The following is a 26,363-nucleotide window of genomic DNA, read 5'->3' as shown; positions in this document are numbered from 1 at the left end:
CGGGAGGGGATCGGTGTGGCCGTATGGTGACTCACGATGCTGCGTCTGCGAAGGGACGCGACCCTCACCCGGACTGCGGCATGTCGCCGCAGGTTTCGGCGATCTCGGCGGCGAAGCGCTCGAAGAAGGCGGCGAGCACCCGGTCGGCCTTGCCCTGCACCAGCGGCGCCGCCAGCCGCCCGACCGCGCCGCCGAGCGCCACCGACAGGCGGTAGGTCAGCTCGGTGCGCCCGTCCGCCTCGTCCAGCGTGACCAGGGCGACGCCCTTGACGGCGCCGGCCAGCCCGCCGTTGCCCTGGGCGTGCAGCCGGTATCGGCGGGGGGCGTCGTCCGGCTCCAGCGTCAGCCGGCCGGAGAAGCGCGCCTTGAGCGGGCCGACCGTGGCCCGCACCCGCGCCACATAGTCGGTGGGCGAAACCCGGTCGATCTCCTCAAGCACCGGGATGCAGCGCAGCAGGATCTCCGGGTCGCACAGGGCGGCGAACACGCGGTCGCGCGGTCCGGGAACGCTGTGGGTGCCGGTCAGCTCCATGGATTGTCCTCCCTCTCCGCTCCACATCTGGTATGCCGGACCGGCGCCGCCAAGCAACCACGAAGCCCGGAGGGAGACGCCGATGAGACAGGCCGCGACGACGCTGAGCGTGGCGACGCAAGGAACCGGGCTGGTCGAGGTGACCGCGCCGGTCCGCCGCTGGGTCGCGGAACAGGGCATGGAGACCGGCCTGCTGACGGTCTTCTGCCGGCACACCTCGGCCTCCCTGACCATCCAGGAGAACGCCGATCCCGACGTGCAAGCCGATCTGGTCCGCTTCTTCCGCCGGCTGGTCGCCGAGGATCCCGCGCTCTACGACCATGGCGCCGAGGGGCCGGACGACATGCCGGCGCACATCCGCTCGGCCCTGACCGGCGTCAGCCTGTCGATCCCGGTGATGGAGGGGGAGCCGGCGCTCGGCACCTGGCAGGGCATCTATCTGTTCGAGCACCGCGCCCGGCCGCACCGCCGCGCGCTGGCCCTGCACCTGCTGGGGGAATGACGGCGCCCCCGCCCCTCCCGCCGGTGCCCCTATCCCTACAAACTTTTCATCCATCCGCAAGGCGCCGGTGAGCGGCCGTTCCCTAGAGTGGGCAGCGTCGCCGGGAGGCATCCACACAACGCCTCCCGGCCCGTCCTTTCCGGAACGTCCGCTATGGAGTGCCTTCGCATGACCACCGCTCTCTCCACCGTCCGCCCGTCCCGCGGGCGCCGTCTGCGCCGGACGATCGCCGCCGTGCTGCTCGGCACGACGGTGCTGACGGGACCGGCTCTGACGGGGCTCGCCGCGTCCAACGCGCAAGCGTCCGCCGCCCCGCCGGCCGTCACCATGGTGCAGGACACGCCCTCGACCTTCGCCGACCTCGCCGCCAGGGTCAGCCCGGCCGTCGTCAACATCGCCGCGACCCAGGAGGCCAAGCCCGAGCGCGTCCAGCGCATGCCCGGCCTGCCGGCCTTCCCGCCCGGCTCGCCCTTCGAGGAGTTCTTCCGCCGCTTCCAGGATCAGGGCCTGCAAGGGGGCCAGCAGGGGGGCCAGCAGGGGGGCCAGAACGCGCCGGACGACGACGAGGACGGCGCGCCGCGCGGCGGTCCGCGCGGCAAGAGCGGGGCGCTCGGCTCCGGCTTCATCATCGACCCGGCCGGCTTCGTGGTGACCAACAACCACGTCATCGACGGCGCCAGCGAGATCACCGTCACCTTGCAGGACGGCACCGCCCTGCCGGCGACCCTGGTCGGCCGCGACGCCAAGACCGACATCGCGCTGCTGAAGGTCAAATCGGAGAAGCCGCTGCCGGCGGTCGACTGGGCCGACAGCGCCAAGACCCGCGTCGGCGACTGGGTGATGGCGGTCGGCAACCCGTTCGGCCTCGGCGGCACCGTCACCAAGGGCATCGTCTCGGCGCGCGGGCGCGACATCCACAGCGGCCCCTACGACGATTACTTCCAGCTCGACGCCGCCATCAACCGCGGCAACTCCGGCGGTCCGACCTTCGACCTGTCCGGCCGGGTGATCGGCATCAACACCGCCATCTATTCGCCCAACGGCGGCTCGGTCGGCATCGGCTTCGCCATCCCGTCCAACCTCGCCAAGGACGTGGTGGCCCAGCTCAAGGAGAACGGCAAGGTCGAGCGCGGCTGGCTCGGCGTGAAGATCCAGGAGGTGACGCCGGAGATCGCCGACAGCGTCGGCCTGCCGGCCGCCAAGGGCGCGCTGGTCGCCGAGGTGACGCCCGACAGCCCGGCCGCCCGCGCCGGCCTGCGCCAGGGCGACGTCGTGCTCTCCTACGGCGGCCAGCCGGTCGAGACGCTGCGCGACCTGACCCGCCGCGTCGCCGAGACCAAGGCCGGCGACAGCATCGACCTGAAGATCCTGCACCAGGGCCGCGAGAAGACGGTGGCGGTCCACATCGACCGCCTCGCCGACACCACCCAGGTCGCCGCCGCCGACACCGGCAAGGACGGGGCCGCGTCGGGCGAGGCGGTCAAGGGGCTGAAGCTGGCGCCGCTCGACCAGGCCGCGCGCAAGCGGCTGGGGGTCGACGAGTCGGTCAAGGGCGTGGTCGTCACCGGCCTGTCGCCCAAGGCGGAAACCCCGATCCGTCCCGGCGACGTCATCCTGCGCGTCGGCGACGAGACGGTGAAGACCCCCGCCGACGTCTCCCGCAAGGTGGCGGAGGCCGAAAAGGCGGGGCAGAAAGCCGTTCTGGTGCTGATCAGCCGCCAGGGCAACGAGACCTTCGTCGCCCTGAAGCTGGGTCACGCCTGAACGGACGGGCGGGCCCGGCCAGGCATGAGCCCCCGCGCTTGGCCGGGCCGTTCCGGGAGGCTACACTCATGGACATGAAAGTTCTTGTCATCGAAGACGACCGCCAGGCCGCCAGCTACCTCGCCAAGGGGCTGAAGGAGGCCGGCCACGTCGTGGACGTCGCCAACGACGGGAAGGAAGGCCTCTACCTCGCCGGTGGGGAGCATTACGACGTCATGGTGGTCGACCGCATGCTGCCGGGGCGCGACGGGCTGTCGCTGGTCCAGGTGCTGCGCGCCGCCGGCAACGACACGCCGGTGCTGTTCCTCTCGGCGCTCGGCAGCGTCGACGACCGGGTGAAGGGGCTGAAGGCCGGTGGCGACGACTACCTGACCAAGCCCTTCGCCTTCTCCGAGCTTCTGGCCCGCATCGAGGTGCTGGTCCGCCGCCGGGGCGCCGCGCAGCCGCAGACCAAGCTGGCCGTCGCCGACCTGGAGCTGGACCTGCTGACGCGCGGGGTGAAGCGGGCGGGCAAGCCGATCGAACTGCTGCCCCGCGAGTTCGCCCTGCTGGAATACCTGATGCGCAACGCCGGCAGCGTGGTGACCCGCACCATGATGCTGGAGAATGTCTGGGACTATCATTTCGACCCGCAGACCAACGTCATCGACGTCCACATCGCGCGGCTGCGCCAGAAGATCGACAAGGATTTTCCGACGCCGCTGATCCACACCGTGCGCGGCGCCGGCTACAGCCTGCGGGCGCCCGAGTGAGGGCGCCCGGATGAGCGCGGGGGACGCAGCCGCCCCTCCCGCCGAGCCCCACCAGCAGACCCGCCTGGAAGCCTGCGTCGCCGTGGGGACGCGGCTGCTGCGGACCACGGCTTTCCGGCTCGCGGTGCTCTATCTCGGCATGTTCGTGCTGTCGGTCGGGGTCATCCTGCTGGTGGTCTACCGCACCACCGCCGGCTTCCTGGAGCAGGAGATCGGCGAGACCATCGCGCTGGAGGTGTCCAGCCTCCAGGACCACTACCGCGGCTACGGCCTGTCGGGGCTGATCGATGTGGTGCGCGGTCGCAGCGCCGTGGCCGGCAACAACTCCATCTATCTGCTGACGACGCCGCAGGGGGTCATCCTGGCCGGCAACCTCTCGGGCTGGCCGGGGGCCGTGCCGAGCGCCAGCGGCTGGACCCATTTCAAGGTCGCCGACTACGGCGGCGTCACCGACCGCCCCTCCACCGCGCAGGCCGTCACCTTCACGCTGCCGGGGCAGTTCCGCCTGCTGGTCGGCCGCGACATGAGCGAGATCGACCAGCTCCGCGACCGCATGGTGCATTCGCTCGGCTGGATCCTCGGCGTCACCGCCATGCTGGGGCTGGGCGGCGGGCTGCTGCTCAGCCGGGGGGCCATGCGGCGGATCGAGGCGATCAACCGCACCACCCGCCAGATCATGGCCGGCGATCTCAGCGACCGCGTGCCGCGCTTCGGCGGCGGCGACGAGATGGACCGGCTGGCCGGCAACCTCAACGCCATGCTCGACCGCATCGAGCGGCTGATGACCGGGATGCGGCAGGTCACCGACAGCGTCGCCCACGACCTGCGCACGCCGCTGACCCGCCTGCGCTCGCGCATCGAGCTGGCCCTGATCCACGACACCGAGGATCCCGAGGTCTATCGCGGCGTGTTGCAGGACACCATCGCCGAGGCCGACCGGCTGCTCGCCACCTTCACCGCGCTGCTCTCCATCGCCGAGGCCGAATCCGGCGCCAAGCGGCGCGACTTCGTGCCGGTCGATCTGGCCGAGGTGGTGCAGCTCGCCGCCGATCTCTACGAGCCGGTGGCCGAGGAGCGCGGCCAGAGCCTGACCATGGAGATCCACAAGCCGGCGACGGTGCGCGGCAACGGGCAGCTGCTGGCGCAGGCGGTGTCGAACCTGCTCGACAACGCGATCAAGTACACCCCGGAGGGCGGCCGCATCACGCTGACCCTCGACGGCGCCGGACCGGGTCAGGCGGGGCGCATCGTCGTGGCCGACGACGGCCCCGGCATTCCGGCCGGGGAGCGCGAGAAGGTGCTGCAACGCTTCGTCCGGCTCGACGCGTCGCGGGCCTCGCCAGGCAACGGGCTGGGGCTCAGCCTGGTGGACGCGGTGGCGACGCTGCATGGCGCCCGGCTGGAGCTGTCCGACAACGGGCCGGGCCTGCGGGTGGCGCTGGTGTTCCCGGCGGAACCCGGCCGGTAAGGGCGGGGTTCTTTTCCGGCGCAAAGAAAAACCCTCCGCCCCGAGGGGGCGGAGGGTTTCCGATCGGGCGTGGCCGGACGGCCCCGCTCAGGACTTCGCCATCAGTTGTTCCAGCCAGTGGATGTCATAGTTGCCGTCGATGAAGGCCTGCTCGGCGATGATGCGCTCGTGCAGCGGCAGCGTCGTCTGGATGCCGCCGATGACATACTCCTCGATGGAGCGGCGCAGACGCATCAGGCACTCGTTGCGGGTGGTGCCGTGGACGACCAGCTTGGCGATCAGGCTGTCGTAGTGCGGCGGCACCCGGTAGCCGTCGTAGAGCGCCGAGTCCACCCGCACGCCGAGGCCGCCCGGCGCGTGGTAGCCGTCGATCTTGCCCGGCGACGGGATGAAGGTCTCCGGATGCTCGGCGTTCACCCGGCATTCGATGGCATGGCCCTCGAAGCGGATGGCGTCCTGCCCGTAGCCCAGCGGCGCGCCGGCGGCGACGCGGATCTGCTCGCGCACCAGATCGATGCCGGTGATCATCTCGCTGATCGTGTGCTCGACCTGGAGGCGGGTGTTCATCTCGATGAAGTAGAACTGCCCGTCCTCGTAGAGGAACTCCATCGTGCCGACGCCGCGGTAGCCGATGGCCGCCGTGGTCTTGGCCGCCAGCTCGCCGATGAAGCGGCGCTGCTCGGCGTTCAGCGCCGGGCTCGGCGCCTCCTCGATGACCTTCTGGTGGCGGCGCTGGACCGAGCAGTCGCGCTCGCCGAAATGCACGCAGTGGCCGTGGGTGTCGGCGAGCAGCTGGATCTCGATGTGGCGGGGCCGCCCGAGATACTTCTCCAGATAGACCTCGTCGTTGCCGAAGGCGGCGCGCGCCTCGGCGCGGGCGAACTGGTAGGCCTCCTTGAGCTGGTCGGGGTTGCGGGCGACCTTCATGCCCTTGCCGCCGCCGCCCGCCGCCGCCTTGATCAGCACCGGATAGCCGACCTCGTGGGCGACCTGCTCGGCCTCCTCCAGCGTCGTCACCGGGCCGTCGGAGCCGGGCACCACCGGCAGCCCCTGCTCCATCACCGTCTTCTTGGCCGTCACCTTGTCGCCCATGACCCGGATGTGCTCCGGGGTGGGGCCGATGAAGGTGAAGCCATGCTCCTCCACCATCTCGGCGAAGGTGGCGTTCTCGGACAGGAAGCCGATGCCGGGATGGATGGCGTCGGCGTTGGTGATCGACGCCGCCGAGAGGATCGCCGGGATGTTGAGGTAGCTTTCACGGGCCGACGCGGGTCCGATGCACACGCTCTCGTCCGCGAGGCGGACATGCATGGCGTCGGCGTCGGCGGTGGAATGCACCGCAACGGTCTGGATCCCCATTTCGCGGCAGGCGCGGTGGATGCGCAGCGCGATCTCACCACGGTTCGCGATCAGGACCTTTTCGAACATCGCCAAGGTTGCCCCGTTACTCGATGATGAGAAGGACTTCGCCGAACTCGACCGGCTGGGCGTCGGAAACCAGCACCTCGGTCACGGTGCCGCCGCGCGGCGCCTTGATCGGGTTCATGACCTTCATCGCCTCGATGATCAGCACGGTCTGGCCGGCCTTGACCACGTCGCCGGGACGCGCGAAGGGAGCCGCACCCGGTTCCGGCGCGGTGTAGGCGGTGCCGACCATCGGCGAGGTCACCGCGCCCGGATGGTTGCCGGGGCGCGCCGCCGGAGCGGCGGCGGCGGCCGGCGCCGGGACCGCCGCGACGGCCGGAGCGGCGTGGACCGCGACCGCCTGCGGGGCCGTGGGGCGGGTGACGCGGATGCGCTTCTCGCCCTCGGCGAATTCGATCTCGCTCAAGCCCGTCTCACGCAGGAGTTCCGCCAGCTTGCGGACCAGATCGCCGTCGATGTCGAAGCTCGCCATGATGTCAGTCGTTCCCGTTTCCTTAGTCGCGGTCGATGATGTTCGCGATGGCGTCGAGCGCCAGAAGATAGCCGTGCGGCCCGAACCCGCAGATCATGCCACTCGCCACCGGCGAGATGTGGGAATGATGGCGGACCGGCTCGCGCTTGAAGATGTTGGACAGGTGAACCTCGACCACCGGCAGCTCCGACAGGATCAGGGCGTCCATGATGGCGACCGAGGTGTGGGTGTAGGCGCCGGCGTTGATGATGATGCCGTCATTCTCCGTCCGCGCCTGCTGGATCCAGGACACCAGCTCGCCCTCGTGGTTCGACTGCCGGAAATCGACGGTCAGGCCGATCTGCTCCGCCCGCTCGTGGCAGGCGGCCTCCAGCTCGTCGATCGTCGTCGAGCCGTAGATTTGTGGCTCGCGCACGCCCAGCATGTTCAGGTTCGGCCCGTTGAGGACCAGAATCGACGCGTCGATGGCCAAGCCCCGCGCCCCTTTCCAAGATCGAAACCGCGCGTTTATAGCACGACCCCACGCGCTGTCCATGGCGACGGGGGGCGCCGGCCACGGAAAACCGCCTGTTGCGGCGCAACAGCCGCATTGGAGGCCGGCGCCTCGCCGGAAACGCCGCCATGGGGCGGGATGTTCAGCCCGGCGTTGAGCGCGGCGCGCCCGCTGCCGGACCAGTCCCTGTTCCGCCCCACGAAGCGTCGTCCTACGACACCGGATCGGCCGGGGCGCCCGTCCTCGCGCGGCGCCCGGCGGGGTCGGTGTAGAGGTCGTTGATGCGCTGCACATGCTCGGCCAACGCCTCGCGGATGCCGAAGATCCTTTTCTTGGCCCGTGAGCTCCAGCCGGCGGGACGCTTGGCGAAGATGCTGCGGAAGAAGCGGGTGTTCTTCAGGAAGGCGTGGCGCAGGTTCAGCTCGACGTCGCCGAAGCGTTCGGGCAGCCCGGCCGCGACCCGGCGGGCCAACAGCGCGCGCAGCCAGAAATGCCCGGCCAGGAACAGCCCGCCGAACAGCACCGCCGCCCCCGCCAGCCGCACCGGCTGCTCGCCGAACCACAGCGGCCGCGAGGCGGTCAGCCAGTCGGCGAAGCCGCCCACCCCGTCGAACAGCGACACGCCCGCCCCGACGAACAGCACGGCCAGCAATGCCGCCAGCACCCCGTCGCCGATCAGCACGCGGCGGCGCCAGCGGGCGATCGCGGCGCGCAGCGTCGGCACCACCTCGCCCTCCAACTCCTTCACGAGGCTGTCGATCGAGCCGACGATGCGGTAGGCGCGGGCGACCTCGACCTCGGCGATGCGGGCGTGGATCTCGGCGAGGTCGTGGTCGCGCCGCGCCTCGTAGCGGGCGCGGCGGGCGTCGTCCTCGATGGCGACGGCCGATTTGGAATCGTAGATCGCGTAGAAGCGGCCCGACACCAGCCCGGCCTGGGCGATGGCGCGCTGCCAGGCGCCGAACACCGCCTCCAGATTGTCCTCCTTGGCGGTGGTGTCGACCTGGTTCAGGATGTAGCAGACCTTGCGGGCGTCGGCCCGGTTCACCGTCTTGGCGACCAGATGACGCAGCGTGTCCTGCATCGCCCCCGGCTCCGGGTGGCGGCCGTCGAAGAAGACCAGCACCAGATCGGACAGCTCGACGATGTGGTCGACCAGCCGCAGCACCGAGCGCCGCTGGTCGTCGGCGTCGAAGCCAGGCGAGTCGATGAAGATCTTGCCCTTGGCGCGCGGGCCGCTCAGCGTCTTGAGCTGGAGGTAGTTGTCGATGCGCTTGCCCTCGCCGGCCGCCACCTTCTCGATCTCGTCGGAGATGCGGTAGAAGGGAAAACGCGGGTCGGCGTTGAGCGCGGTGCCCGGCAGCGCCTCGCGGCGGGACTGCGGGCCGTGGCAGATCACCGTGAACTTGTCGTCGACCGCCTGGTTGCCGGTGTTCTGGAGCGGCTCGCCGAGATAGCCGTTGAGAAAGGTCGATTTGCCGGCCGAGAAGGTGCCGAGCACCGCGACCATCGGCCACCAGGGAATGCGGGTGGTCAGCGAATCGTAGCGGCCGATCAGGCCGAGCCCGGCCAGCAGCCGGTCGAAGGCGCGGAAGGTCGGAAGGACCGGCAGCAGGTTCGGGTTTTCCGCGCGCAGATGCGCGTCCAAAGCCGCGAGGCGCTGCTGAAGGGCTTGCCTGGGGGTCATGGCCGGCGGTCGTCCCACATGGTTCGGGAAAAGGTTCGGCTGAAGGTCGCGCCCTCTCTAGCACGAGCCGCCCGTCCTTCGGGCAGGAATTCGCCAGGCCGGATTCCGCGGAGCCGCCACGGGGCCGGGGAGCAAAGCGCAAGAAGGAGCGTTTCCGCGCCATGACCCGCAAGCCGCCCCCCGCCCCCGACATCGACGATCCCGCGATCGGGAAGGAGCCCGACGACGCGTCGCGGCTGACCGCCGACGAGCTGGCCTTCCTTCTGCGCGATCCGGCCGAGCGGGCCCGGCAGGCCGAGCGCGCCGAGCGCGCCAACCTCGCCCGGACCGAACGGCGCCGCAGCGACCCCGCCTACGCCGAGCGGCTGCGGCGGGCCGACCGCGAGCGCCAGCGGCGGCGGCGGGCCCGTGCCGCCATCGGCCGCGCCGAGCCGCCCGACGCCCCCGCCGCCGCCCTGCCCGACCTGACCGTCGATGAGGCGGCGCAGCGGCTGGCCGACCACCTCGTCCGGACGACCTCGCCCCAGGCCGTCCAGCTGCGGCGGCGGCCCGAACGCATCCGCGCCTACGCCGAAGCCTTCGCGGTCTACCGGACGCTGGCGGAGGATGGCGCGCGGCCGACGCGGGGCGCCATGGCGGCGATGCTGCGGTCGCGCTTCGGCCGGACACTGACCCCGCCGCAGGTTCAGAAACTGCGCGACCATGTCGAGGGGTTCGCGGCCCCCGGCGGTCCTTGGCACGATCGTTCCCCCGGCTGACCGCCGGGGAGCGCGGCGGGTCATGAAAGGCCGATACAGACCGTCACGCATCCCTGCCGAATCCCGCCGCGACGCCCCGGCAACCCCCGCCGCGAAGGGCGGGAATCATGGTTAATGATTGATTAATGGTGATCGGACGAACGAATCCATCCGTCGATGGCGGGACACCCGACGCGTGACGCCATATATCGCCCTCGCTCGCCAATGAAAATTACTTACGGGCAGATCGAATATTTGTTTCTCGCGAAATGAATTTTAACGACCCGCAGACACCCGGCGACCGAATCGAACAGTGCTCTCATATTTTTTCACAAAGGTTAAACTTCAAAGCGGTAACGAATGATGTCACAAGTCGTCGCAAAAAAACTTTCCTTACAAAGGATACGGCCAACATTCCGGACTTGGCAGCCGGCCGGATGCGGGCAGAATAATTCAATTCTGTAACAGACGAGCGACCACCGAATGTTGCCGTCCTGCCGACACCCTATCGGAATATGACCTTTCGTCGCCAATATTTAAAAGTTTCCTCTTGAAAGGCAACAAAGGACGTGCAAACAATCATTTGACTCTCGTAAAGAGAAGGCGTTTGGTTTCAAAGCATTGGAGACCCCGGAAAATGAGTGGCCCGACGGCGCGCAAGAGAGGGCGACGCGGATCGCCGGAATCCTGGTCTGTGGACGCCCATGTGGGCCAGCGCGTGCGCATGCGGCGCACCCTGCTGGGCATGAGCCAGGAGAAGCTGGGTGAAGCGATCGGCCTGACCTTTCAGCAAGTCCAGAAATACGAACGGGGCTCCAACCGGATTTCCGCCGGCACGCTGTACCGGCTTGGACAGGTTCTCGACGTTCCGGTCAGCTTCTTCTTCGATTGCTACGGGGATCCGAACGCACCAGCCCAAGGCGCGCGGGCCGACGACGCATCGGCGACGGCCGGCAGCCAGATCAGCCGGCGCGAAGCCCGCCTGCTGCGCCTGTGGCGCGCCGCGCCACCCCATGTTTCGGATGAATTGCTGTCCCTGCTGTCGTCGCTGTCCCCCGCCCTGCACGAAACGCTCGACGGATCGGCTGACGGATTGGACGAGCAGCCCGACGATGGACTGGATGGGCACTGGAACGGAGAGGAGCCGGCATCGGAAAGCAACGGCCAGGCCGTCGGCGAAAGCGCCCCCCGCGTCGTTCCCCGTCAAAGCCGCAGCGAGACAATGCCGCGCCTCAAGCCGCTGAAGGACGGCGGTGGCGGCTCCAAGCCCCGGCGTCGGCATGGCGCGGTCTGGGATCCGACCGACATCGCGCGCGCCACGAAGACTCCGTCGCGCGAGGGGTGAATTCAACGGGACCGTCCGCGCCGGCCCGACCGGCGCGGGCCAACCGCCAACGGGTGCGCGATCACCCGTTCCGCGTCACCAGCTCCGCACCGGTCCGACGTCAAGATGGACGAAGCCGCTGCGCGGGTAGTAGCCGACCCCGCCGACATGCATTGCCTTGGCCGTCTCCGCGATGCCGCGCAGTTGGGCGTCGGGCAGCCGGATGTCGATGGCCATACCGCGGGTGTGATAGCTCTCCTTGGCCACGCCGCGCGACCGGCGGCGCGCCATCGCGTTGGTGCGGCGGGAACGGAAACCGCAGATCACCTCGAACGGATCGTCGGAGCCGACGCTCTGGTGGACCCTCGCCAGCAGATCGAACAGGCGCGGGTCGTAACGGCAGACCTGCTTGGCGCGATGGTCGCGCAACAGGACGTCCAGCTTGCGCAGCGCGTCGGCCTTGTAGTTGCCGTCCGCCCAATAGACGCCGTCGAACCGATCGTTGGTGTTGATGTTGTGGAGCGCGATCCGGCGAATCGGACCGGCGAGAGGCGCCGCTTCCGCCGCTGACGATCCCAGCAGGACCGGAGCCGCCGTCACCGCCCCCGTAACCACGGGCACCGCCGCCGAAAGAGCCGCCGCGGCAAAACCCAGGAACCCGCGCCGCCCCATCGCCGGAGCGGCACGCTCATCATCCCCCAAAAGCATCCCCGAACCTCTTGTTCTGCGTTTTGGCGAGCTGTATGGCGTTCGTGCCGGCCGTGGAGGCCAACCGCCAAACGTTGGTCCGGAGCGTTCCGATTTTGCGAATCTTCGCCGGACGGATAACCGTATAGGGAAGGGTTAGGCCCTAGGCAATCGAAAAATTTTCTGACTGTGTTCGAATTGCATAGGCGCGCATAGGCGGACTGGCAGGAAGGTCACACAAGACGAATGTTTGCCGCCCTTTCGCGTTGCGCGTCTCGCTATCGCGAGGTTCGATGCATAAATTGTGTGAACGGAAAAGTTATCCGGGTTTTCGCAACCGAAAGCCCTGACGATGAGGACCATCCGCATGACCGCCAGTGCCCCCGCCAACCGCTCCCGCCTCGCCGCCCTTCTGCTCGCGGCAGCCGCCTTTGCGGGAACGGCCCACGCCCTGGCCGACCCGGCGGAGGCCGCCCCCTACCGCGACACCCTGACCCAATGGGCCGAGCGGCTCGACGCGACGGCGGCGCAACTGGACACGATCGCTCCTCCCCTGTCGCCGCGGATCGGCGAGGGGGCGCTGCTGAAACGGGGCGGTTCGGGCGAACGCGTCGGGCGGCTGGCCCAGCGGCTGATCGAGTTGGGCCTGCTGGCGCCGGAGCAGGCGACCGACCAGTTCACCGAGGCGGTGGACACCGCCGTGCGCGCCTTCCAGATCAGCCAGCGGATGAAGCCAGACGGGCTGGTCGGCGGCGGCACCCGCGCGGCGCTCGACCGCACCCCGGCGGAAGCCGCGGCGCAGATGCGCCACAGCGCCGCCGCGATGCGCGGATTCCGCGACACCGCCCCCGACACCGTGCTGCTGGTCAATCTGCCGAACCAGACCACCACCCTGGTGCGCTCGGGCGAGGAGGCGCTGACCATGCGCGCCATCGTCGGCCGTCCGTCGCGCGAGACGCCGCTCCTCCAGGACCAGATCACCCATGTGATCGTCAATCCGACCTGGACCGTGCCGCCGACCATCCTGAAGGAGGACAAGCTCCCGCTGCTGCGGACCAAGGGCACGCCCGGCATCCAGAACGCGGTGGTCTATCTCGACGGGGCGGAGGTGGCGCCGGAAACCGTCGATTGGAACGGCGTGACGCCCGGCCGGGTGCGCATCGTCCAGCAGCCTGGCGACCACAACGCGCTGGGGCGCTTCCGTTTCAACCTGACCAACCCCTACAACATCTATCTGCACGGCACCAACGAGCCGCGCCTGTTCGACCGCGAGGTGCGGACGATCAGCTCCGGCTGCGTGCGGTTGCAGGATGCCCGCCAGATGGCGGAGGTGCTGCTGGCGGATGCCCACGTCACGCCGGAACGCATCACCCGCATGCTCGACAGGCCGGAACCGCAATGGGTCAAGCTGGCGCGGCCGGTGCCTGTCCAGTTCGTCTACTGGACGGCGACGGTCGAGGAGGACGGCGCCGTCCGCCTGCACCCGGACGTGTATGACCGCGGCGACGAGACCGTCGCCGCGACCAGCGGGTCGCGCGCCTGAGGCGCGGCCACTTCGTCGGGCGCCCGGCCGTTCCTGGGTGATCCGCCCTCGGGGACGGACAGGCTCACCGGCAGGCGGATCCGATTGACAGGCGGACTCAACGCCGGGCACGCCGGGCGCGGGCCGGCGGCGGGGTCGCGGCGGCGGTCGCCTCGGCCGGCTCCGGCCAGGGATCCTGGTCGGCGGCGCCGGGGATGCGGAAATCATCGCCCTGATCGGTCAGGCCCGGCTGCTCCCCCTGATTCGCCACGCTGAGCGCCGGCTCGACCGGCTCCGTCCGGTCGACCGTGTCGTCGGGACCGCGCGACGGATTGGGCTTCAGCGTGTCGCGATAATTGTCCTCGATCGCAATCTCCTCACTGGCCAGTTCCCAGTGGGCCGCCTCGCGGCCCTCGGGACGGCCTTCCCGCTCCCAGATCGCGTGGGCGCGCGCGCGGATGCGGCTTTCCAAATCATCGGCCATCCGGTTCGTCTCCTCGGTTGCGGCGGCGGGCAGTGCCCGTCCGGCCTCGTCCGCTCAACCGGCGGCGTGACGCTTGGTTCCCCCGATCACAATGCACCGGCAGCGTTTCACAAAGGCAACGCCCGTCCGGGAAATCGCCGCCCGCGCCTTCTTTTGCCCCTTGTCATTTGAATTAGTACCAACGGGGTGGTATTGCAGCGAAACCTTACGAGCGGCCCTGCGGCTAGTGGCTGGGCGAGCAAACGGGACACGATATGTTGAGTATTCCCATCCTGCCCGCCCCGATGCGCCGGCCCCTCTCCGGCCGGGCCGCCCTGTGGCGCACGGTCGCGGCCACGGTGCTGGGAAGCTTGATCGCCCTCCCCCTCCCGCCCGCCGCCGCGCAGACGCGCGAAACCGACAGGAAGCAGGCCCAGGTCCAGCCGTCCGCGAAGCCGGCGGCCACCAAGACCGCCGACCGGAAGGCCGCCGACGCGAAGACGGCCGCCGCCAAGCCCCCGGCCGGCGACGTGAAGGGACCGGCCCTTCAACTCGGCCTGTTCCCGCGCGAGAGCGACGCGCGCTGGGCCTGGGAAACCCTGCAACGCCGCCAGCCGGAGCTGACCAAGGGCCTGAGCGCCACCGTCTCCTTCCTGGACGGCAAGACCGAGGCCGGCGGCGCCGTGCTGCGCGCCACCGTCACCGACGGAAGCGACGCGCAGCGCCTGTGCCGGCGCATCGTCGGCGCCGGTTTCGGTTGCCTGCTCATCGATCAGCCGCCCGCCACGGCCAGCGCTCCGGCCGCCACCGCTGCGGCCACCGCCTCCATCGCCGCCTCCATCGCCCAGGACGGCGTTCAAGCCAAGCCGCCGGTCGTCACGGCCGCCCCGGCCACGCCCGCCGCGGCGCCCCTGACCACGGTCACCGTTCCCGTCGCCCCGCCGCCGGCTCCGGCCGTCGCCGCCGCTCCCGCTGCGGATCCGGCACCCTCCTCCGTCCTGACCCCCATCGCGTCGGCGGCGGCCGCGCCGCTGGTGCCGCCCGCGTCGGTCGCCAGGGCGGTGGCGCCGACCGAGGGCACGGTGATCTACACCGAGGAGGACGCCCGCACGATGGCCGACATCGAGCAGCACAGCCGCCGCAAGGGCCGCCTGCGCTCGGTGATGCCCGATTCGCGGCTGGACGTGATGCCGGCGACGCTGAAGCTGGAGGCCTGGAACCTCTGCGCCCTGACCTTCGACGACGGCCCGCACCGCACCGTCACCCGGCAGGTGCTGGATGTGCTGAACCGCGAGGGCGTGCGCGCCACCTATTTCCCGGTCGGCAAGATCGCCCAGAACCAGGGCGACCTGATCCGCGACTTCATCGCCGGCGGGCATGAGATCGGCAACCACAGCCTGACCCATTCCGACCTGCGCGCCATGGATGCCGAAGGCCAGCGCTACGAGATCGCCGAGACCAACCGCATCCTGCGCGAGTTCGGCGCCAACCCGGTGCTGTTCCGCCCGCCCTACGGCCGCTACTCCGACGAGCTGCTGGCGATCGCCCGCGACGAGCGGATGGGGTCGGTCCTGTGGACGGTCGACACACGCGACTGGAAGGTGCGCAACGCCGACAAGATCGTCCAGCACATCAAGACGGCGGGCGGCACCGGCAACGTCTTCCTGATGCACTCGACCTACCCGACCACCGCGCAGGCGCTGCCCCGCGTGATCGCCGAGTTGCGCGCCAAGGGCTGCGAGTTCGTCACCCTGTCGGAATGGCTGGAGCGCATGCGCACCCTGGCGCTGCCGAAGATCGTCAACGCCGGCATGCCGACACCGCCCGCGGCACCGCCGCCGGCCACACCGGTCGCCGTCACGCGGAACTGAACCGCAGGCCGGGGCGGGGCGGCCTTATTTCCCCCCGGCCTGCTTGCCGCGGATCTGGGCGTATTTCCGAATCACCTCATCGACCTCGGTCGGCAGCATGGTCCAGGTGCCGACCAGCTTTGAGCCGGCCGTGTCGGCCACGGTGATCGTCGCGGAAAAGGTGAACTTGCCGGCGGTGTCGTCCACCCGCACGGTGACTCGGGCGTTCTGGCCCGGGATCAGGGAGCCGTCGAAGCTCTTGGTGACGAAGCCCTTGGTCGTCAGCGCGGCGAGCGGAAAGCTGCGGCCGTCGAATTCGACGATGCTGACGGAAAGGCGTGAGGGGGCCTTGGCCGGCTTCTTGGCCGGCACCGTGATCTTCAGGAAATCGAAAAGGCCCATTCGTCCGCTCCAGCGCTGCGCCATCGCCGTCGGCAAGGCGCCGGCCGGCCCGCGGATTAAACCCGCAAGCCACCGTGGGGAGCAACCGTTTCGATCCGCCGCCCCGCCCGTTTCGCCCGTAGGATTTCGCCTTAGGATTTCGCCTATGGAATCCGGGCGGGCGCCCGTGGCGGCGGCGCAGCATGCCAGACGGCGGACCACGCCCGCTGCGCGCGGCAGGCCCACAGCAGGGTGAAGGGCATCAGCGTGACCAGAACCGCCGCCATGCCGGCCAGAAGCGACAGCACCCCGAGCGGATCGGCGTCCGGAAGGCGGAAGACCAGCTCGGCCATCAGATGAAGCGTCAGGGCGGCTGCCACGACCGCCGCCAGGGCCGGCCCGGCGAACGCCACGGCCCCCGTCACGTGGCGGCCGCCGGCCGCGCCAGCACGCGGCTGGCGGCCACGGCCCGGCGCGCATCCCATGCCTGCGACGTTCTGCATCGGCACCTCCATGCGGGCACCTCCGTTGCGGCGACCTCGGGAGAGGGCGGGACGGAACGCCCTGCGGCGTCCACCCTGCGGCCACCCCCGTCGACCCTGGCAAATTATAGGATGCTTTTCCGCGTTGATCCAAAATCCAAACCGTTTACCCCGATGGGCACAGCCCTAGGCCCAAGGGCCTGCCACCATCGGCATGACGCGTCGCAGCGGAACACTCTCCACAGAGTCTGTGGATAAGTGTGTTGAAAAGACCCGGCCATGTCCGATTCGACACAGGCGATTCAACGGTCGCGGAAGGTTTGCCTATTTTATGGGCAAATATTGCAAACCACTGATATTACTTGAGAAAGGCGTTTTTCGCCTGCCCCGGCCCATCCAGACGTGTCAATTGGAATCTGTGACACGGGACGGTTCGTGACGATTCGGCGACAGGCTGTGCCCTGTTGACAACTGTGGGCGAACGGCATGCCACCAACGGCGCGGATTCGCGGGGTCCGCCGAGCCCAGCTATGCCGTTCGGCCATAGGCCGCCGGATCAGCCGGGCTCGGTCGCCACCCAGCCGCGCAGAACCTCCGCCACGCTCCAGGCCTGGGAGATGCAGCCGCGCGGCTGGAACGGCGCTTCGGCGTCGAAGATCTCGCTGATGGTGCCGATGCCGGCCTCGTCGAGATGGGGCAGGAAGCCTTCCAGGAAGCGCCGTGCCCCCGCCTTGTCCTCCGGGTGCAGCTTCAGCCAGGAATCGACGAAGGGACCGATCAGCCAGGCCCACACCGTTCCCTGGTGATAGGCCGCGTCGCGCGCCCTGAGATCGCCGAAATACTTCGCCTTGTAGTCCCGGCAGCCGGGCGCCAGCGACCGCAGGCCGAGCGGCGTCAGCAGGCGCGAGCGCACCGTCTCGACCACCGGTTCCCAGCGTTCACGCATCAGCACCGGGTTGTCGAGCGACACCGAGAAGATCTGGTTGGGGCGGCAGGCGATGTCGTTGCCGTGCTCGCCGTCGACCACGTCGAAGAGATGGCCGGCGGACCCGCACCAGAAGCGGGCGTTGAAGGAGGCCTCCGCCTGATCGGCCATCTGGTCGAGCGGACGGGCGGCGGCCTCGCCGTCCTCCACCCGCAGCCAGCCGGCCATCAGCCGCAGGGCGTTGTACCAGAGGGCGTTGATCTCCACCGCCTTGCCCCGGCGCGGGGTGACCACCCAGTCGTCCACCTTGGCGTCCATCCAGGTGAGCTGGTAGCCCTCCTGCCCCTGGCGCAGCAGCCCGTCCTTCGGATCGACGCCGATGCCGAAGCGGGTGCCGCGCCGGTGATGCTCGACCACCTCCATCAGCCGGGGCAGCAGCAGCCGCAGGGTGTCGCGGTCGTTGGTGACGCGCAGGTAGCGGTTCAGCGCGTGGAAGAACCACAGCGTCGCGTCGGCGGTGTGGTAGAGCCCCTTGTCCTTGCCGTCGGGGAACATGTTGGGGATCAGGCCGTCGCGGATGTAATGGGCGAAGGTCCGCAGGATCCAGCCGGCCTCGTCGTGGCGGCCGGTCGACAGCGTCAGCCCCTCCAGCGCGATCATCGTGTCGCGCCCCCAGTCGGTGAACCAATGGTAGCCGGCGATGACGGTGCGCACCTCGTCGCCTTCCGCCCGCGCGCGCATCTGGTCGGCGACGCGGCCGGCGGGCACGAACAGGAAGCTGTCGGCGGACAGCACCAGCTCGGCCATCGGCCCATGGCGCAGCGCGGGATGGGCGTTGCGGGCGATGCGGCGGCGGCGCTCCGTCTCGAAGCCCAGCACGTCGGCGGGCGGCAGCGCCTCCAGCCGCCACCACTCCTCGGTCGCGGCGGCGAAGGTGATGCTCTGGCCGGCGGCCAGCTCGCCGCTGAAATAGCCGGGGGTCCACAGCGACCCGTGCGAGGCGTAGCCGCGCTCGGCCTCGACGCTGTAATACACCTCGCGCCGGATGCCGCCATCCAGCGTCATCGGGAAATCCGCCCCCTCGATGATCATGCGCAGCACCGGCAGGTCGGGACCGGCGGACACCTCGTAGCGCTGGCCGGCGGCGCTGACGCGGTAGTCGCGGGCGAGCGGATGGTCGACCGCCGCCTCCAGCGTGCGGAAGGCCAGCACCGGGCGCAGCCGCAGTTGGACCGGCCTGGCCGCCTCGATCACCCGGTAGGTGACGTGGACGATGTTCTGGCCGTGCGGCAGCACGACCTGCTTCTCGATCACCGCCCCGTCGGCGCGGAACCGCCAGACCGGCAGGCCCGATTCCATGCGGAACTCCAGCAGCGCCGCCGGCTTCTCCTGGGCGCGCGGGTCGGGGCTGGAATCCTGCCCGCTCAGCCAGTATTCGCTGCCGTCGGCCTCGACCACGATCTCGCTCAGCTGGCTGAGCATCAGCACGCGGCCGAGCGGTGCCGGCAGCGCCGCGACGAGCAGCCCGTGGTAGCGCCGCGTCACCGCCCCCGACACGGCGCCGGAGGCGTAGCCGCCCAGACCGTTGGCGACCAGCCATTCGCGGCTCTGCGCCGCGTCGGCATCGGATGTCAGGACGGTGCGCGTCAGGGTACGAACGAAATCAGCCATGATGGTCCTGCGGATTGGTGGACGGCGTGGCGGCGCGGTCATCGGAAGCGGCGCCGGGCGCCAGCACCAGGGCGGCGTGGCCGGGAAGGCGCCAGCCCCCCTCTCCCGATCCAGCCCCCGGCCCTGCCCCCGGTCCCGCCCCCGGTTCCGCCCCTGGCCCGGCCGCGTCCGCCAGCGGGGCGACGCCGCACCCGCCATAGCGCGGGTCCTCGCTGGACCACAGCGGGGACCAGCGCCGCCCAAGCGGCGGCGCAAGCAGCGGTTCGGGCAGAACCCGCAAGGTCAGATCGCGACCGAGATTGACCAGCAACAGCCGATCGTCCCCTTCATTCCCGAAAAAGCGCAGGACGAAGGCCTCCTCGCCCAGCACGGCGCCGTCGATCCCGCCCGCCCCCTGCGCGGCGAAGACCGCATCCTCGCGCCGCAGACGCAGAAGATCCCGGTGCAGCGCCCAGACCTCGGCATGGGCGGCGCGCTCGCCATGGTCGAGCGTGCAGCGGCGGAAGCTGTCCTCGGCGTGCGGCAGGGCCAGTTCCGCCCGCATCGCCGGATCGGCGAGGCTGGGAAACTGGGAGAGAAATTCCGCCCGCCCTTTCGCGACCAGGACCGCCAGCTCCGCCTTGTGGTCGGCGAAATAGAGGAAGGGGGCGCTCGCCGCGAACTCCTGCCCCTGGAACAGCATCGGCGTGCCCGGACCGAGCAGCAGCAGCGCCGTCATCGCCCGCAGCCGGCCGGGCCCGGTGAGCGCGTGCAGGCGCAGGCCCCGGCCCGAGTTGGCGATCTGGTCATGGTTCTGGAGGAAGGTGACGAAGACCGGCCGGGGCAGCCCGAGGGCCGGCATGCCGCGCCGCTGCCTCTGCCAGGAGTACCATTGCCCCTGGTAGAGGAAGCCGTGCTTCACGGCCGACACGATCTCCTGCGGCGTGCCCCGGTAATCCGAATAGTAGGCCTCGCTCCGCCCGGTCAGGGCGACCATCGCGGAATGATGGAAATCGTCGTTCCACAGGGCGTCGAGGCCATGGCCGCCCCGATCCGCCGGCCGGACCATGGTGGCGTGCTGCGGTTCGTTTTCGGCGACCAGGATGGTCGCGCGGCCGCCGGCCGCCTCCCGCACGGCGCGGGCGATCCCGGTCAGGATGTGCGGGGTGCCGCTGTCGAAGATCTGCTGCGTCGCGTCCAGCCGCAGCCCGTCGAGGTGATACTCGTCGATCCAGAAGGCGGCGTTGGCGAGGAAGAACTCGCGCACCGGGCCGGAGTCGGGACCGTCGAAGTTGATCGCCTCGCCCCACTCGTTCTTGTAGCGGTCGGAGAAGTAGCCGTCGGCGAAGCAGGTCAGATAATTGCCGTCCGGTCCGACATGGTTGTAGACGACGTCCAGGATGACGGCCAACCCAAGCCCGTGCGCCGTGTCGACGAAGCGGCGCATCGCGTCGGGATCGCCGTAGAGCCGCGTCGGCGCGAACAGGTTGACCCCGTCGTAGCCCCAGCCGAAGCGGCCGGGGAAATCGGCCACCGGCATCAGTTCCAGCACCGTCACGCCCAGTTCGGCCAGCGCCGGCAGCTCGCGCCGGGCGGCGTCCCATGTCCCCTCCGGCGTGAAGGTGCCGATGTGCATTTCGTAAATGACCTGCCCGGCGATGGAGCGGCCCGGCCAGCCGCCGTCGCTCCAGGCGAAGGCTTCCGGATCGACCAGCCGCGAGGGGCCATGCGGCCCGTCCGGCTGGAAGCGGGAGGCCGGATCGGGATGCCGCCGGTCCCCGTTCTGCTCCCCGCCGTCGAGACGGAAACGGTACAGCCCGCCCACCGCCAGGCCGGCGACCGCACCGGAAAAATAGCCGTCCCCCTCGCCCGTCAGCGCGACGGCGTGCCCGTCCGGCTCGACCACCAGATCGACGCGGCCGGCCTTCGGCGCCCAGACCCGCGCGTGCACGGTTCCACAAGGAAGGATTTCGACGCCGATGGGCCGGCGACGGGCCGCCGGCCGGGGCATGCCGGAAAGGGAGGGTGATGCGGGGGAAAGCGCCACGGGATGCGACCTTGCGTTCGGGGGGAATCGGCTGCGGCCAAACCGCTCGGCCTCGGCCCCCGGACAACAGGCGTCACCCGCGCCGGTCCCTCCTCCCTCCCGAATTTCCTTGCAACATCCGTCCGATAGCGAACATCGGCAGAGCCGCTCCCCGCCCGGTCAGGCGGCGCGGATGCGGGCGACGAAGCCGTCCAGTTCGGCGCTCAACCGCTCGGCGTCGCGGCTCAGGCTGTCGGCGGCGGTCAGCACGTCCGAGGAGGCGGAGCCGGCGTCCTCCGCCGCGCGGCTGACCCCGGTGATGTTGTTGGCCACCTCCTGGGTGCCCTGCGCCGCCTGCTGGACGCTGCGGCCGATCTCCCGCGTTGCGCCGGCCTGCTGCTCGACCGCCGTCGCGATCGAGTTGGCGATGCCGTTGACGCGGACGATGGTCTGGCCGATGCCGCGGATCGCCCCGACCGCCCCGCCGGTGGCCGCTTGGATGCCCGACACCTGGCTGGCGATCTCCTCGGTGGCCTTGGCGGTCTGGCCGGCCAGCGCCTTGACCTCGTTGGCGACCACCGCGAAGCCCTTGCCGGCGTCCCCGGCGCGGGCCGCCTCGATGGTGGCGTTGAGCGCCAGCAGATTGGTCTGCGCGGCGATGTTCTGGATCAGGCTGACCACGTCGCCAATGCGCTGGGCCGCGGCGGCCAGCCCCTCCACCGTGCTGTTGGTCTGCTCGACCTCCTGCACCGCGCCCTGCGAGATGCGCGAGGATTCGGAAACCTGACGGCTGATCTCGGTGATCGAGCAGCTCATCTGCTCCGACGCGGCGGCGACGGTCTGCACGCTGGCCGAGGCCTGCTCGGTCGCGCTGGCGACGGCGGAGGACTGGCGGGCGGTTTCCTCGGCGGTCGCCGACAGCGATTCCGCGTTGGCCTGGAGCTGGGTCGCCGCCGCCGAGACGGTGCCGGCGATGCTCTTGATGCTCGCCTCGAACTCGTCGGCCAGCGTCGTCATCAGGTGGCGCCGGTCGGCCTCGTTGCGGCGGGCGGTCTCGGCGGCCTCGGCCTCGAGCTGGCGGTTGCGCTCCAGATTCTCCTTGAAGATGAGCATGGCGCCGGCGATGGCGCCGACCTCGTCCCGGCGCCCGGCCCCGTAGACCGCCACCGAGCCGTCCCCCGACACCAGCCGGCGCAGGCAGTCGACCGAGGCGGCCATCGGCTTGGCGATGGCGAAGCGGGCGATCAGCCAGCCCATCACGGCGCCGCCCAGCACGCCCAGCGCGGCGACCATCACCATCAGGCGGAAGGTGCTCCGGGCGGTGGTCTGGGCGGCGGCGGCGGCGGCGTCGCTGGCCTTGTCGGCCATGTCGGTGTAGGCCCGCATCGCCTTCACCAGCTCGTTGGCGAGCAGCCGGCTGCGCATCGCCGCCTCGCGGATCGTCTTCTGCGCCTCATTGCTCACCACCTGCCCGCCGAGCTGGCGGCTGACCCGCAGCGTTTCCTCCAGCGCCGGCATGTAGGCGCCGTATGCCGTCTCCAGCGCGGCGATCTGCGCGAGCTTCGCCGAGTCGGCGGTCGCCTTCAGCTCGGCGATGCGGTCGGTCGCCTGCTTGCGCTGGTCGTCGATCACCTTCTGCACCTCGGCGACCTGCTCGGGCGTCGGGTCGAGGGCGAGGCGGAACTCGTTGCGGCTGAGGGAGAGGATGTTCTGGCTGATTCGGGCGCCCAGGAATGCCTCGCCCCCGGCCGAGTTGATCTCCTCGGTCGCGTCGCCGAGCCGTTCCACGCCATTCAGCCCGACCGCGCTGACCAAAGCGATCACCGCCGTGAAAACACCAACAAGAAGATACAATTTCTGCGCAATGGACCAGTTGGTGATCGTCATGACGTCCTCCGCTGAATGCCAGCGTATGCAGGCGCGTCCTGCCGAATTTCTTCGGGTGTACGGCGGGGCGCGTCGGAAATGGGTAGTGACGACGCAATCATTCCCACCAATTCTTTCGAAAGAGTTACCCTCTTTCGTTGCATGTTCGGAAAGCTTCTCGACGCGTTGCGAAAAATTGCCGCGAAACAGGAAGCGGTTTCGAACAATCCACATATTTTCAAAGATATTCAAAGGAGAGACACAACCGGAACCGACGCGCCTCCACCCCCTAGGGAAAACCCCTACAACCTTTGGACGATGCGCCTTTTCCCCGCCGCCCGTGCCGCGCCCATGCCCGTGCCCGGCACGGGCGGCGACTCGCGGCGACGGCCGGGCATCGAGCCCCCGCGCGGATGACCGGGACGAGCCCGGTCAGGACGCGGAAGGATGCCGGCCACTATGACGGGCCACGACGAGGAGACCGGGCGGGACGGGCCCCGTGCGCTACACCCGCTCGCCGAAGCTGCGGGCGGCGGCGTCGATCACCAGCGGGTGCGCCCGCAGCGCGTCGAGCGCCGCCTCGGCGCGGTCGTCGCGCACCTCCAGCGTGACGAACACGTCGGTGCGCCCGCCGCGTTCGGCGTCTCGTTCCTCCCGGCCGGTCTGGGCGACGGCCCCGAAACGGTCGCGCAGGCTGCCGACGATCTCGGCCTCGACGCCCCGGCCCTTCTCGGCCGGGTAGGCGTAGATCAGATCCATGCTGCTGCCCTCCCTCACGAATGCGGCGCGAAGACCACGCGCAGGCAGTCGTCGGCCTTCTCCTTGAACATGCGGTAGCCCTGCGGCCCGTCGTCGAGCGACCAGCGGTGAGTCATCAGGTAGGACGGGTCGAGCTCGCCCCTGGCGATGTGCCCGAACAGCCGCTCGGCGTAGCGCTGGCCGTTCTGCTGGCCCATGCGGAAGGTCAGCCCCTTGTTCATCGCCGCCCCCATCGGGAACTTGTCGATGACGCCGCCATAGACCCCGACGATCGACAGGGTGCCGCCCTTGCGGCAGCTCTCGATCATCTGGCGCAGCACCGCCGGACGGTCGGTCTGCAAGCCCACCGCCTGCTTGGCGCGGTCGTACAGATCCTCCAGCGCGTTCGACGCGCTGTCGGCCTCCATGCCCACCGCGTCGATGCAGACGTCGGGGCCGCGCCCGCCGGTCATCGCCTGGAGCGCGTCGAAGACGTCGGTCCGCGTGTAGTCCAACGTCTCGGCCCCGGCCTTCATCTGGGCGGCGCGCAGCCGGTCGGGAACGCGGTCGATGCCGATCACCCGCTCGGCCCCCAGCAGGAAGGCGCTGCGCATCGCCATCTGGCCGACCCCGCCGCAGCCCCACACCGCCACCACGTCGCCCGGCCTGATGCCGGCCATGTCGGCGGCCATGTAGCCGGTCGGCGCCGCGTCGGAGACGAAAACCGCCTGCTCGTCGCGCACCCCCTCCGGCACGCGGAAGCCGTTGAAGTCGGCGTAGGGGACGCGGATGTATTCGGCGTGGCTGCCGGCGTAGCCACCGAAGGCGTGGCTGTAGCCGAAGATGCCGGCGCCGCAATGGCCATAGGCGGCGCGGGCGTAATCCGGCTTGGGGTTGGAGTTGTCGCACAACGAGGAGTCGCCGTGCCGGCAATGGCCGCACTGGCCGCAGCCGATGATCGACACGGTGACGATGCGGTCGCCCCGGTTGAGGTGGCGGACCTCCGGCCCCTTCTCGACGACCTCGCCGAGGAACTCATGGCCGATGATGTCGCCCGGCTGCATGGTCGGCACATAGCCGCCCAGCAGATGCAGGTCGGAGCCGCAGACCGACGACAGCGACACCTTGACGATCACGTCGTGCGGGTTGACCAGCACGGGATCGGGCACGCGCTCCACCCGCAGGTCGTTCGCGCCGTTCCAGCAGAGCGCCCTCATCGCGTGCCCTCCTCCCGGCCGGCCGATCCCGAGCCGAAACCGAGCCCGCGTTCGCCGTGCGGCTGGCGCTCCAGGGTGGACAGCTCGCCGGTCTCGATGCGCTGCTTCAGGCGGCGCAGGGCCTCCTCGCCCTGGCGGTCGGGGGCGAGCCCCAGCAACTGGGCGACGTCGCTCGGCGGGTGTCGGTGGACCAGGGTCAGCCGCACCTCGGTTCCGCGGCCGCCCGGCGCCGGCTTCAGCATCAGCGAGGCGCGGTGCGGCAGCGGGGTCTCGCCCGCCGTGTGCCAGGTCAGCAGCGCGTTCTCGTCGTCGCGGTCGAGCACGGCGCGCCAGCGCACCGGCTCGCCATCCACCCCCTTGGCGATCCAGTGGCTTTCCGTCGCCGACAGCACCTCGACGCGGTCGAGCCACGGCATCAGCTTCGGCAGGTTCGCGAAGTTGCGCCAGAAGCGGTACACGGTCTCCGCCGGGGCGGCGATGGTGACGACGGCCTGGGTGCGCTCCGGCGTGCGGTGCGGGCGCCGGCGGGCCGGGGCGCCGCCCCGCCGCACCGCCGCGAGCCCCGCCTCCAGCGGCCGCCCGACGGCGCCGGCCCCAACGGCGCCGGCCAGGAACAGCCCGGCGCCGACCGCGCCGAGCGCCACGCCGCCCCAGCCGCCGCGCCGCACGCCCAGCAGCCCCAGCGCCGTTCCACCCATCATCGCGGCCCAGCGCCCCGCCATCCCGGCTTGGCCGGGTCCGGGCGACACCGGCCGGCTGGCCGAGCGGCTCCATGCCTCCAGACTGTTCGACGCCATTCCCCTCTCCCTCGTCAAGGACACCCCCAGGGGCGTCCGCGCTTGTGCATCCGGAAACGAGAACAGCCGGGCCGAGGCTTCGTTTCCCGGTTCCGGCCGCGTCCGACGGAACGCCCGAGGCTGCCCGCCGCAAGCCGCATGGCAGACCGGGACGACGAGCGGTGCAACGCGCCGTGCCGCGGTGCAATAGTCCCGCCTTCACGCACAGCCCGACCGACAGCCCTTCCGGAGCCCGCCCATGCTTGGAACCCTCACCATCCTGCTGCTCTGCCAGTTGGCGGGGGAGCTGATCGCCCGCCTCCTGCATCTGCCGGTTCCGGGTCCGGTCCTCGGCATGCTGTTGCTCTTCGCCGGGCTGCTGCTGCGCGGCGGCGTGCCGCGCGCGGTGCAGGACACGGCGGGCGGCATCCTGCGCCACCTCTCGCTGCTGTTCATCCCGGCCGGGGTCGGCGTCATGACCCACATGGAGCGGCTGGGTTCCGAGGCGCTGCCCATCGCCGTCGCCCTGTTCGGCAGCACCCTGTTCGGCGTCGCCGTCACCGCCAAGGTGATGGCCGCCATGCTGCGCCGTGGCACCGATGGGGAGACGCGGCCGTGAACGCC

24 protein-coding genes are annotated in these 26,363 nt (G+C 70.2%); 9 read left to right on the top strand and 15 right to left on the bottom strand.

The features are described 5' to 3' along the window. Positions 1-64: 64 nt before the first annotated feature. Positions 65-532: a CoxG family protein gene (locus JN22_RS23350; RefSeq protein WP_085556174.1), complete on the bottom strand. Its 468-nt coding sequence runs from the start codon at positions 530-532 to the stop codon at positions 65-67. Positions 533-614: 82 nt separating this feature from the next. On the opposite strand from JN22_RS23350, the gene JN22_RS23345 reads away from it, so the two are divergent. The 4 genes from JN22_RS23345 (at position 615) to JN22_RS23330 (ending at position 5,018) form a co-directional block, all read left to right on the top strand. After that, positions 615-1,034, top strand: coding sequence for a secondary thiamine-phosphate synthase enzyme YjbQ (locus tag JN22_RS23345; protein WP_085556173.1), 420 nt, complete (start codon positions 615-617; stop codon positions 1,032-1,034). A 168-nt stretch (positions 1,035-1,202) separates the two neighbouring features. After that, complete coding sequence (locus JN22_RS23340) at positions 1,203-2,798, top strand: DegQ family serine endoprotease (protein ID WP_085556172.1); 1,596 nt, start codon at positions 1,203-1,205, stop codon at positions 2,796-2,798. A 74-nt stretch (positions 2,799-2,872) separates the two neighbouring features. Continuing rightward, positions 2,873-3,550: a winged helix-turn-helix domain-containing protein gene (locus JN22_RS23335; RefSeq protein WP_085557314.1), complete on the top strand. Its 678-nt coding sequence runs from the start codon at positions 2,873-2,875 to the stop codon at positions 3,548-3,550. 10 nt (positions 3,551-3,560) lie between these two features. After that, the gene (locus JN22_RS23330) at positions 3,561-5,018 is read left to right on the top strand and encodes a HAMP domain-containing sensor histidine kinase (RefSeq protein WP_085556171.1); all 1,458 of its coding nucleotides are present in this window, start codon (positions 3,561-3,563) and stop codon (positions 5,016-5,018) included. Positions 5,019-5,105: 87 nt separating this feature from the next. Here JN22_RS23330 and accC read toward each other — a convergent pair whose 3' ends face one another. The 4 genes from accC to JN22_RS23310 form a co-directional block, all read right to left on the bottom strand. Then, positions 5,106-6,446, bottom strand: coding sequence for an acetyl-CoA carboxylase biotin carboxylase subunit (gene accC, locus JN22_RS23325; protein WP_085556170.1), 1,341 nt, complete (start codon positions 6,444-6,446; stop codon positions 5,106-5,108). 16 nt (positions 6,447-6,462) lie between these two features. After that, the gene (gene accB / locus JN22_RS23320; protein WP_085556169.1) at positions 6,463-6,915 is read right to left on the bottom strand and encodes an acetyl-CoA carboxylase biotin carboxyl carrier protein; all 453 of its coding nucleotides are present in this window, start codon (positions 6,913-6,915) and stop codon (positions 6,463-6,465) included. A gap of 22 nt (positions 6,916-6,937) precedes the next feature. After that, entirely contained in the window at positions 6,938-7,387 is a 450-nt protein-coding gene (gene aroQ, locus JN22_RS23315; RefSeq protein ID WP_085556168.1) for a type II 3-dehydroquinate dehydratase, read from the bottom strand. 232 nt (positions 7,388-7,619) lie between these two features. Further along, complete coding sequence (locus JN22_RS23310; RefSeq protein WP_085556167.1) at positions 7,620-9,095, bottom strand: dynamin family protein; 1,476 nt, start codon at positions 9,093-9,095, stop codon at positions 7,620-7,622. 161 nt (positions 9,096-9,256) lie between these two features. Here JN22_RS23310 and JN22_RS23305 point away from each other — a divergent pair, with 161 nt between their 5' ends. Both JN22_RS23305 and JN22_RS35380 read left to right on the top strand, forming a co-directional pair. Further along, a complete protein-coding gene (locus tag JN22_RS23305) occupies positions 9,257-9,853 on the top strand; it encodes a hypothetical protein (protein WP_085556166.1) in 597 nt (198 codons plus the stop codon). A gap of 673 nt (positions 9,854-10,526) precedes the next feature. Then, positions 10,527-11,177, top strand: a complete 651-nt coding sequence (locus JN22_RS35380) for a helix-turn-helix domain-containing protein (RefSeq protein ID WP_396021964.1) — start codon at positions 10,527-10,529, stop codon at positions 11,175-11,177. Positions 11,178-11,252: 75 nt separating this feature from the next. On the opposite strand, the gene JN22_RS23295 is transcribed toward JN22_RS35380, so the two are convergent. Next, the gene (locus JN22_RS23295; RefSeq protein ID WP_085556164.1) at positions 11,253-11,864 is read right to left on the bottom strand and encodes a DUF882 domain-containing protein; all 612 of its coding nucleotides are present in this window, start codon (positions 11,862-11,864) and stop codon (positions 11,253-11,255) included. Positions 11,865-12,210: 346 nt separating this feature from the next. On the opposite strand from JN22_RS23295, the gene JN22_RS23290 reads away from it, so the two are divergent. Then, positions 12,211-13,386 (top strand): L,D-transpeptidase family protein, encoded by a 1,176-nt coding sequence (locus JN22_RS23290; RefSeq protein ID WP_143268388.1) that lies wholly within the window; start codon positions 12,211-12,213, stop codon positions 13,384-13,386. 97 nt (positions 13,387-13,483) lie between these two features. Here the strand turns inward: JN22_RS23290 and JN22_RS23285 are convergent, their stop codons facing one another. Next, entirely contained in the window at positions 13,484-13,849 is a 366-nt protein-coding gene (locus JN22_RS23285; RefSeq protein ID WP_085556162.1) for a DUF2934 domain-containing protein, read from the bottom strand. A gap of 254 nt (positions 13,850-14,103) precedes the next feature. Here JN22_RS23285 and JN22_RS23280 point away from each other — a divergent pair, with 254 nt between their 5' ends. After that, positions 14,104-15,699: a polysaccharide deacetylase family protein gene (locus tag JN22_RS23280; protein ID WP_085556161.1), complete on the top strand. Its 1,596-nt coding sequence runs from the start codon at positions 14,104-14,106 to the stop codon at positions 15,697-15,699. 24 nt (positions 15,700-15,723) lie between these two features. Here JN22_RS23280 and JN22_RS23275 read toward each other — a convergent pair whose 3' ends face one another. The 8 genes from JN22_RS23275 to JN22_RS23240 form a co-directional block, all read right to left on the bottom strand. Beyond that, a complete protein-coding gene (locus tag JN22_RS23275) occupies positions 15,724-16,080 on the bottom strand; it encodes a hypothetical protein (RefSeq protein WP_085556160.1) in 357 nt (118 codons plus the stop codon). A 143-nt stretch (positions 16,081-16,223) separates the two neighbouring features. Further along, positions 16,224-16,562: a hypothetical protein gene (locus tag JN22_RS23270; protein WP_143268387.1), complete on the bottom strand. Its 339-nt coding sequence runs from the start codon at positions 16,560-16,562 to the stop codon at positions 16,224-16,226. A gap of 535 nt (positions 16,563-17,097) precedes the next feature. Further along, positions 17,098-19,137, bottom strand: coding sequence for an amylo-alpha-1,6-glucosidase (locus JN22_RS23265; RefSeq protein WP_085556158.1), 2,040 nt, complete (start codon positions 19,135-19,137; stop codon positions 17,098-17,100). Beyond that, positions 19,130-21,067, bottom strand: a complete 1,938-nt coding sequence (gene treZ, locus JN22_RS23260) for a malto-oligosyltrehalose trehalohydrolase (protein WP_223677855.1) — start codon at positions 21,065-21,067, stop codon at positions 19,130-19,132. Before treZ ends, JN22_RS23265 begins: the two co-directional genes overlap by 8 nt. A 255-nt stretch (positions 21,068-21,322) precedes the next feature. Further along, entirely contained in the window at positions 21,323-23,029 is a 1,707-nt protein-coding gene (locus tag JN22_RS23255; protein WP_085556156.1) for a methyl-accepting chemotaxis protein, read from the bottom strand. 483 nt (positions 23,030-23,512) lie between these two features. Next, positions 23,513-23,767, bottom strand: coding sequence for a hypothetical protein (locus JN22_RS23250; protein WP_085556155.1), 255 nt, complete (start codon positions 23,765-23,767; stop codon positions 23,513-23,515). Between the two features lie 14 nt (positions 23,768-23,781). Beyond that, the gene (locus JN22_RS23245) at positions 23,782-24,963 is read right to left on the bottom strand and encodes a zinc-dependent alcohol dehydrogenase (RefSeq protein WP_085556154.1); all 1,182 of its coding nucleotides are present in this window, start codon (positions 24,961-24,963) and stop codon (positions 23,782-23,784) included. Then, the gene (locus JN22_RS23240) at positions 24,960-25,760 is read right to left on the bottom strand and encodes an SRPBCC family protein (protein WP_085556153.1); all 801 of its coding nucleotides are present in this window, start codon (positions 25,758-25,760) and stop codon (positions 24,960-24,962) included. The genes JN22_RS23245 and JN22_RS23240 overlap by 4 nt, the downstream gene beginning before the upstream one ends. A gap of 238 nt (positions 25,761-25,998) precedes the next feature. Here JN22_RS23240 and JN22_RS23235 point away from each other — a divergent pair, with 238 nt between their 5' ends. Then, positions 25,999-26,358: a CidA/LrgA family protein gene (locus JN22_RS23235; RefSeq protein ID WP_085556152.1), complete on the top strand. Its 360-nt coding sequence runs from the start codon at positions 25,999-26,001 to the stop codon at positions 26,356-26,358. Positions 26,359-26,363: the final 5 nt, after the last annotated feature.

Origin of the sequence: Azospirillum agricola, from assembly GCF_020005195.1 — a bacterium.
In the GTDB taxonomy this organism is placed as follows: Bacteria; Pseudomonadota; Alphaproteobacteria; order Azospirillales; family Azospirillaceae; genus Azospirillum; species Azospirillum agricola.
Note: the sequence above shows the minus strand (reverse complement) of the source record. Positions and strands in the feature narration are given on the sequence as shown.

Coding starts and splice junctions, on each gene's coding strand:
- JN22_RS23350 (WP_085556174.1), bottom strand. CDS start 532: ATGGAGCTGACCGGCACCCACAGCGTTCCCGGACCGCGCGACCGCGTG.
- JN22_RS23345 (WP_085556173.1), top strand. CDS start 615: ATGAGACAGGCCGCGACGACGCTGAGCGTGGCGACGCAAGGAACCGGG.
- JN22_RS23340 (WP_085556172.1), top strand. CDS start 1,203: ATGACCACCGCTCTCTCCACCGTCCGCCCGTCCCGCGGGCGCCGTCTG.
- JN22_RS23335 (WP_085557314.1), top strand. CDS start 2,873: ATGAAAGTTCTTGTCATCGAAGACGACCGCCAGGCCGCCAGCTACCTC.
- JN22_RS23330 (WP_085556171.1), top strand. CDS start 3,561: ATGAGCGCGGGGGACGCAGCCGCCCCTCCCGCCGAGCCCCACCAGCAG.
- accC (WP_085556170.1), bottom strand. CDS start 6,446: ATGTTCGAAAAGGTCCTGATCGCGAACCGTGGTGAGATCGCGCTGCGC.
- accB (WP_085556169.1), bottom strand. CDS start 6,915: ATGGCGAGCTTCGACATCGACGGCGATCTGGTCCGCAAGCTGGCGGAA.
- JN22_RS23310 (WP_085556167.1), bottom strand. CDS start 9,095: ATGACCCCCAGGCAAGCCCTTCAGCAGCGCCTCGCGGCTTTGGACGCG.
- JN22_RS23305 (WP_085556166.1), top strand. CDS start 9,257: ATGACCCGCAAGCCGCCCCCCGCCCCCGACATCGACGATCCCGCGATC.
- JN22_RS23295 (WP_085556164.1), bottom strand. CDS start 11,864: ATGCTTTTGGGGGATGATGAGCGTGCCGCTCCGGCGATGGGGCGGCGC.
- JN22_RS23290 (WP_143268388.1), top strand. CDS start 12,211: ATGACCGCCAGTGCCCCCGCCAACCGCTCCCGCCTCGCCGCCCTTCTG.
- JN22_RS23285 (WP_085556162.1), bottom strand. CDS start 13,849: ATGGCCGATGATTTGGAAAGCCGCATCCGCGCGCGCGCCCACGCGATC.
- JN22_RS23280 (WP_085556161.1), top strand. CDS start 14,104: ATGTTGAGTATTCCCATCCTGCCCGCCCCGATGCGCCGGCCCCTCTCC.
- JN22_RS23275 (WP_085556160.1), bottom strand. CDS start 16,080: ATGGGCCTTTTCGATTTCCTGAAGATCACGGTGCCGGCCAAGAAGCCG.
- JN22_RS23270 (WP_143268387.1), bottom strand. CDS start 16,562: ATGCAGAACGTCGCAGGCATGGGATGCGCGCCGGGCCGTGGCCGCCAG.
- JN22_RS23265 (WP_085556158.1), bottom strand. CDS start 19,137: ATGGCTGATTTCGTTCGTACCCTGACGCGCACCGTCCTGACATCCGAT.
- JN22_RS23255 (WP_085556156.1), bottom strand. CDS start 23,029: ATGACGATCACCAACTGGTCCATTGCGCAGAAATTGTATCTTCTTGTT.
- JN22_RS23250 (WP_085556155.1), bottom strand. CDS start 23,767: ATGGATCTGATCTACGCCTACCCGGCCGAGAAGGGCCGGGGCGTCGAG.
- JN22_RS23245 (WP_085556154.1), bottom strand. CDS start 24,963: ATGAGGGCGCTCTGCTGGAACGGCGCGAACGACCTGCGGGTGGAGCGC.
- JN22_RS23240 (WP_085556153.1), bottom strand. CDS start 25,760: ATGGCGTCGAACAGTCTGGAGGCATGGAGCCGCTCGGCCAGCCGGCCG.
- JN22_RS23235 (WP_085556152.1), top strand. CDS start 25,999: ATGCTTGGAACCCTCACCATCCTGCTGCTCTGCCAGTTGGCGGGGGAG.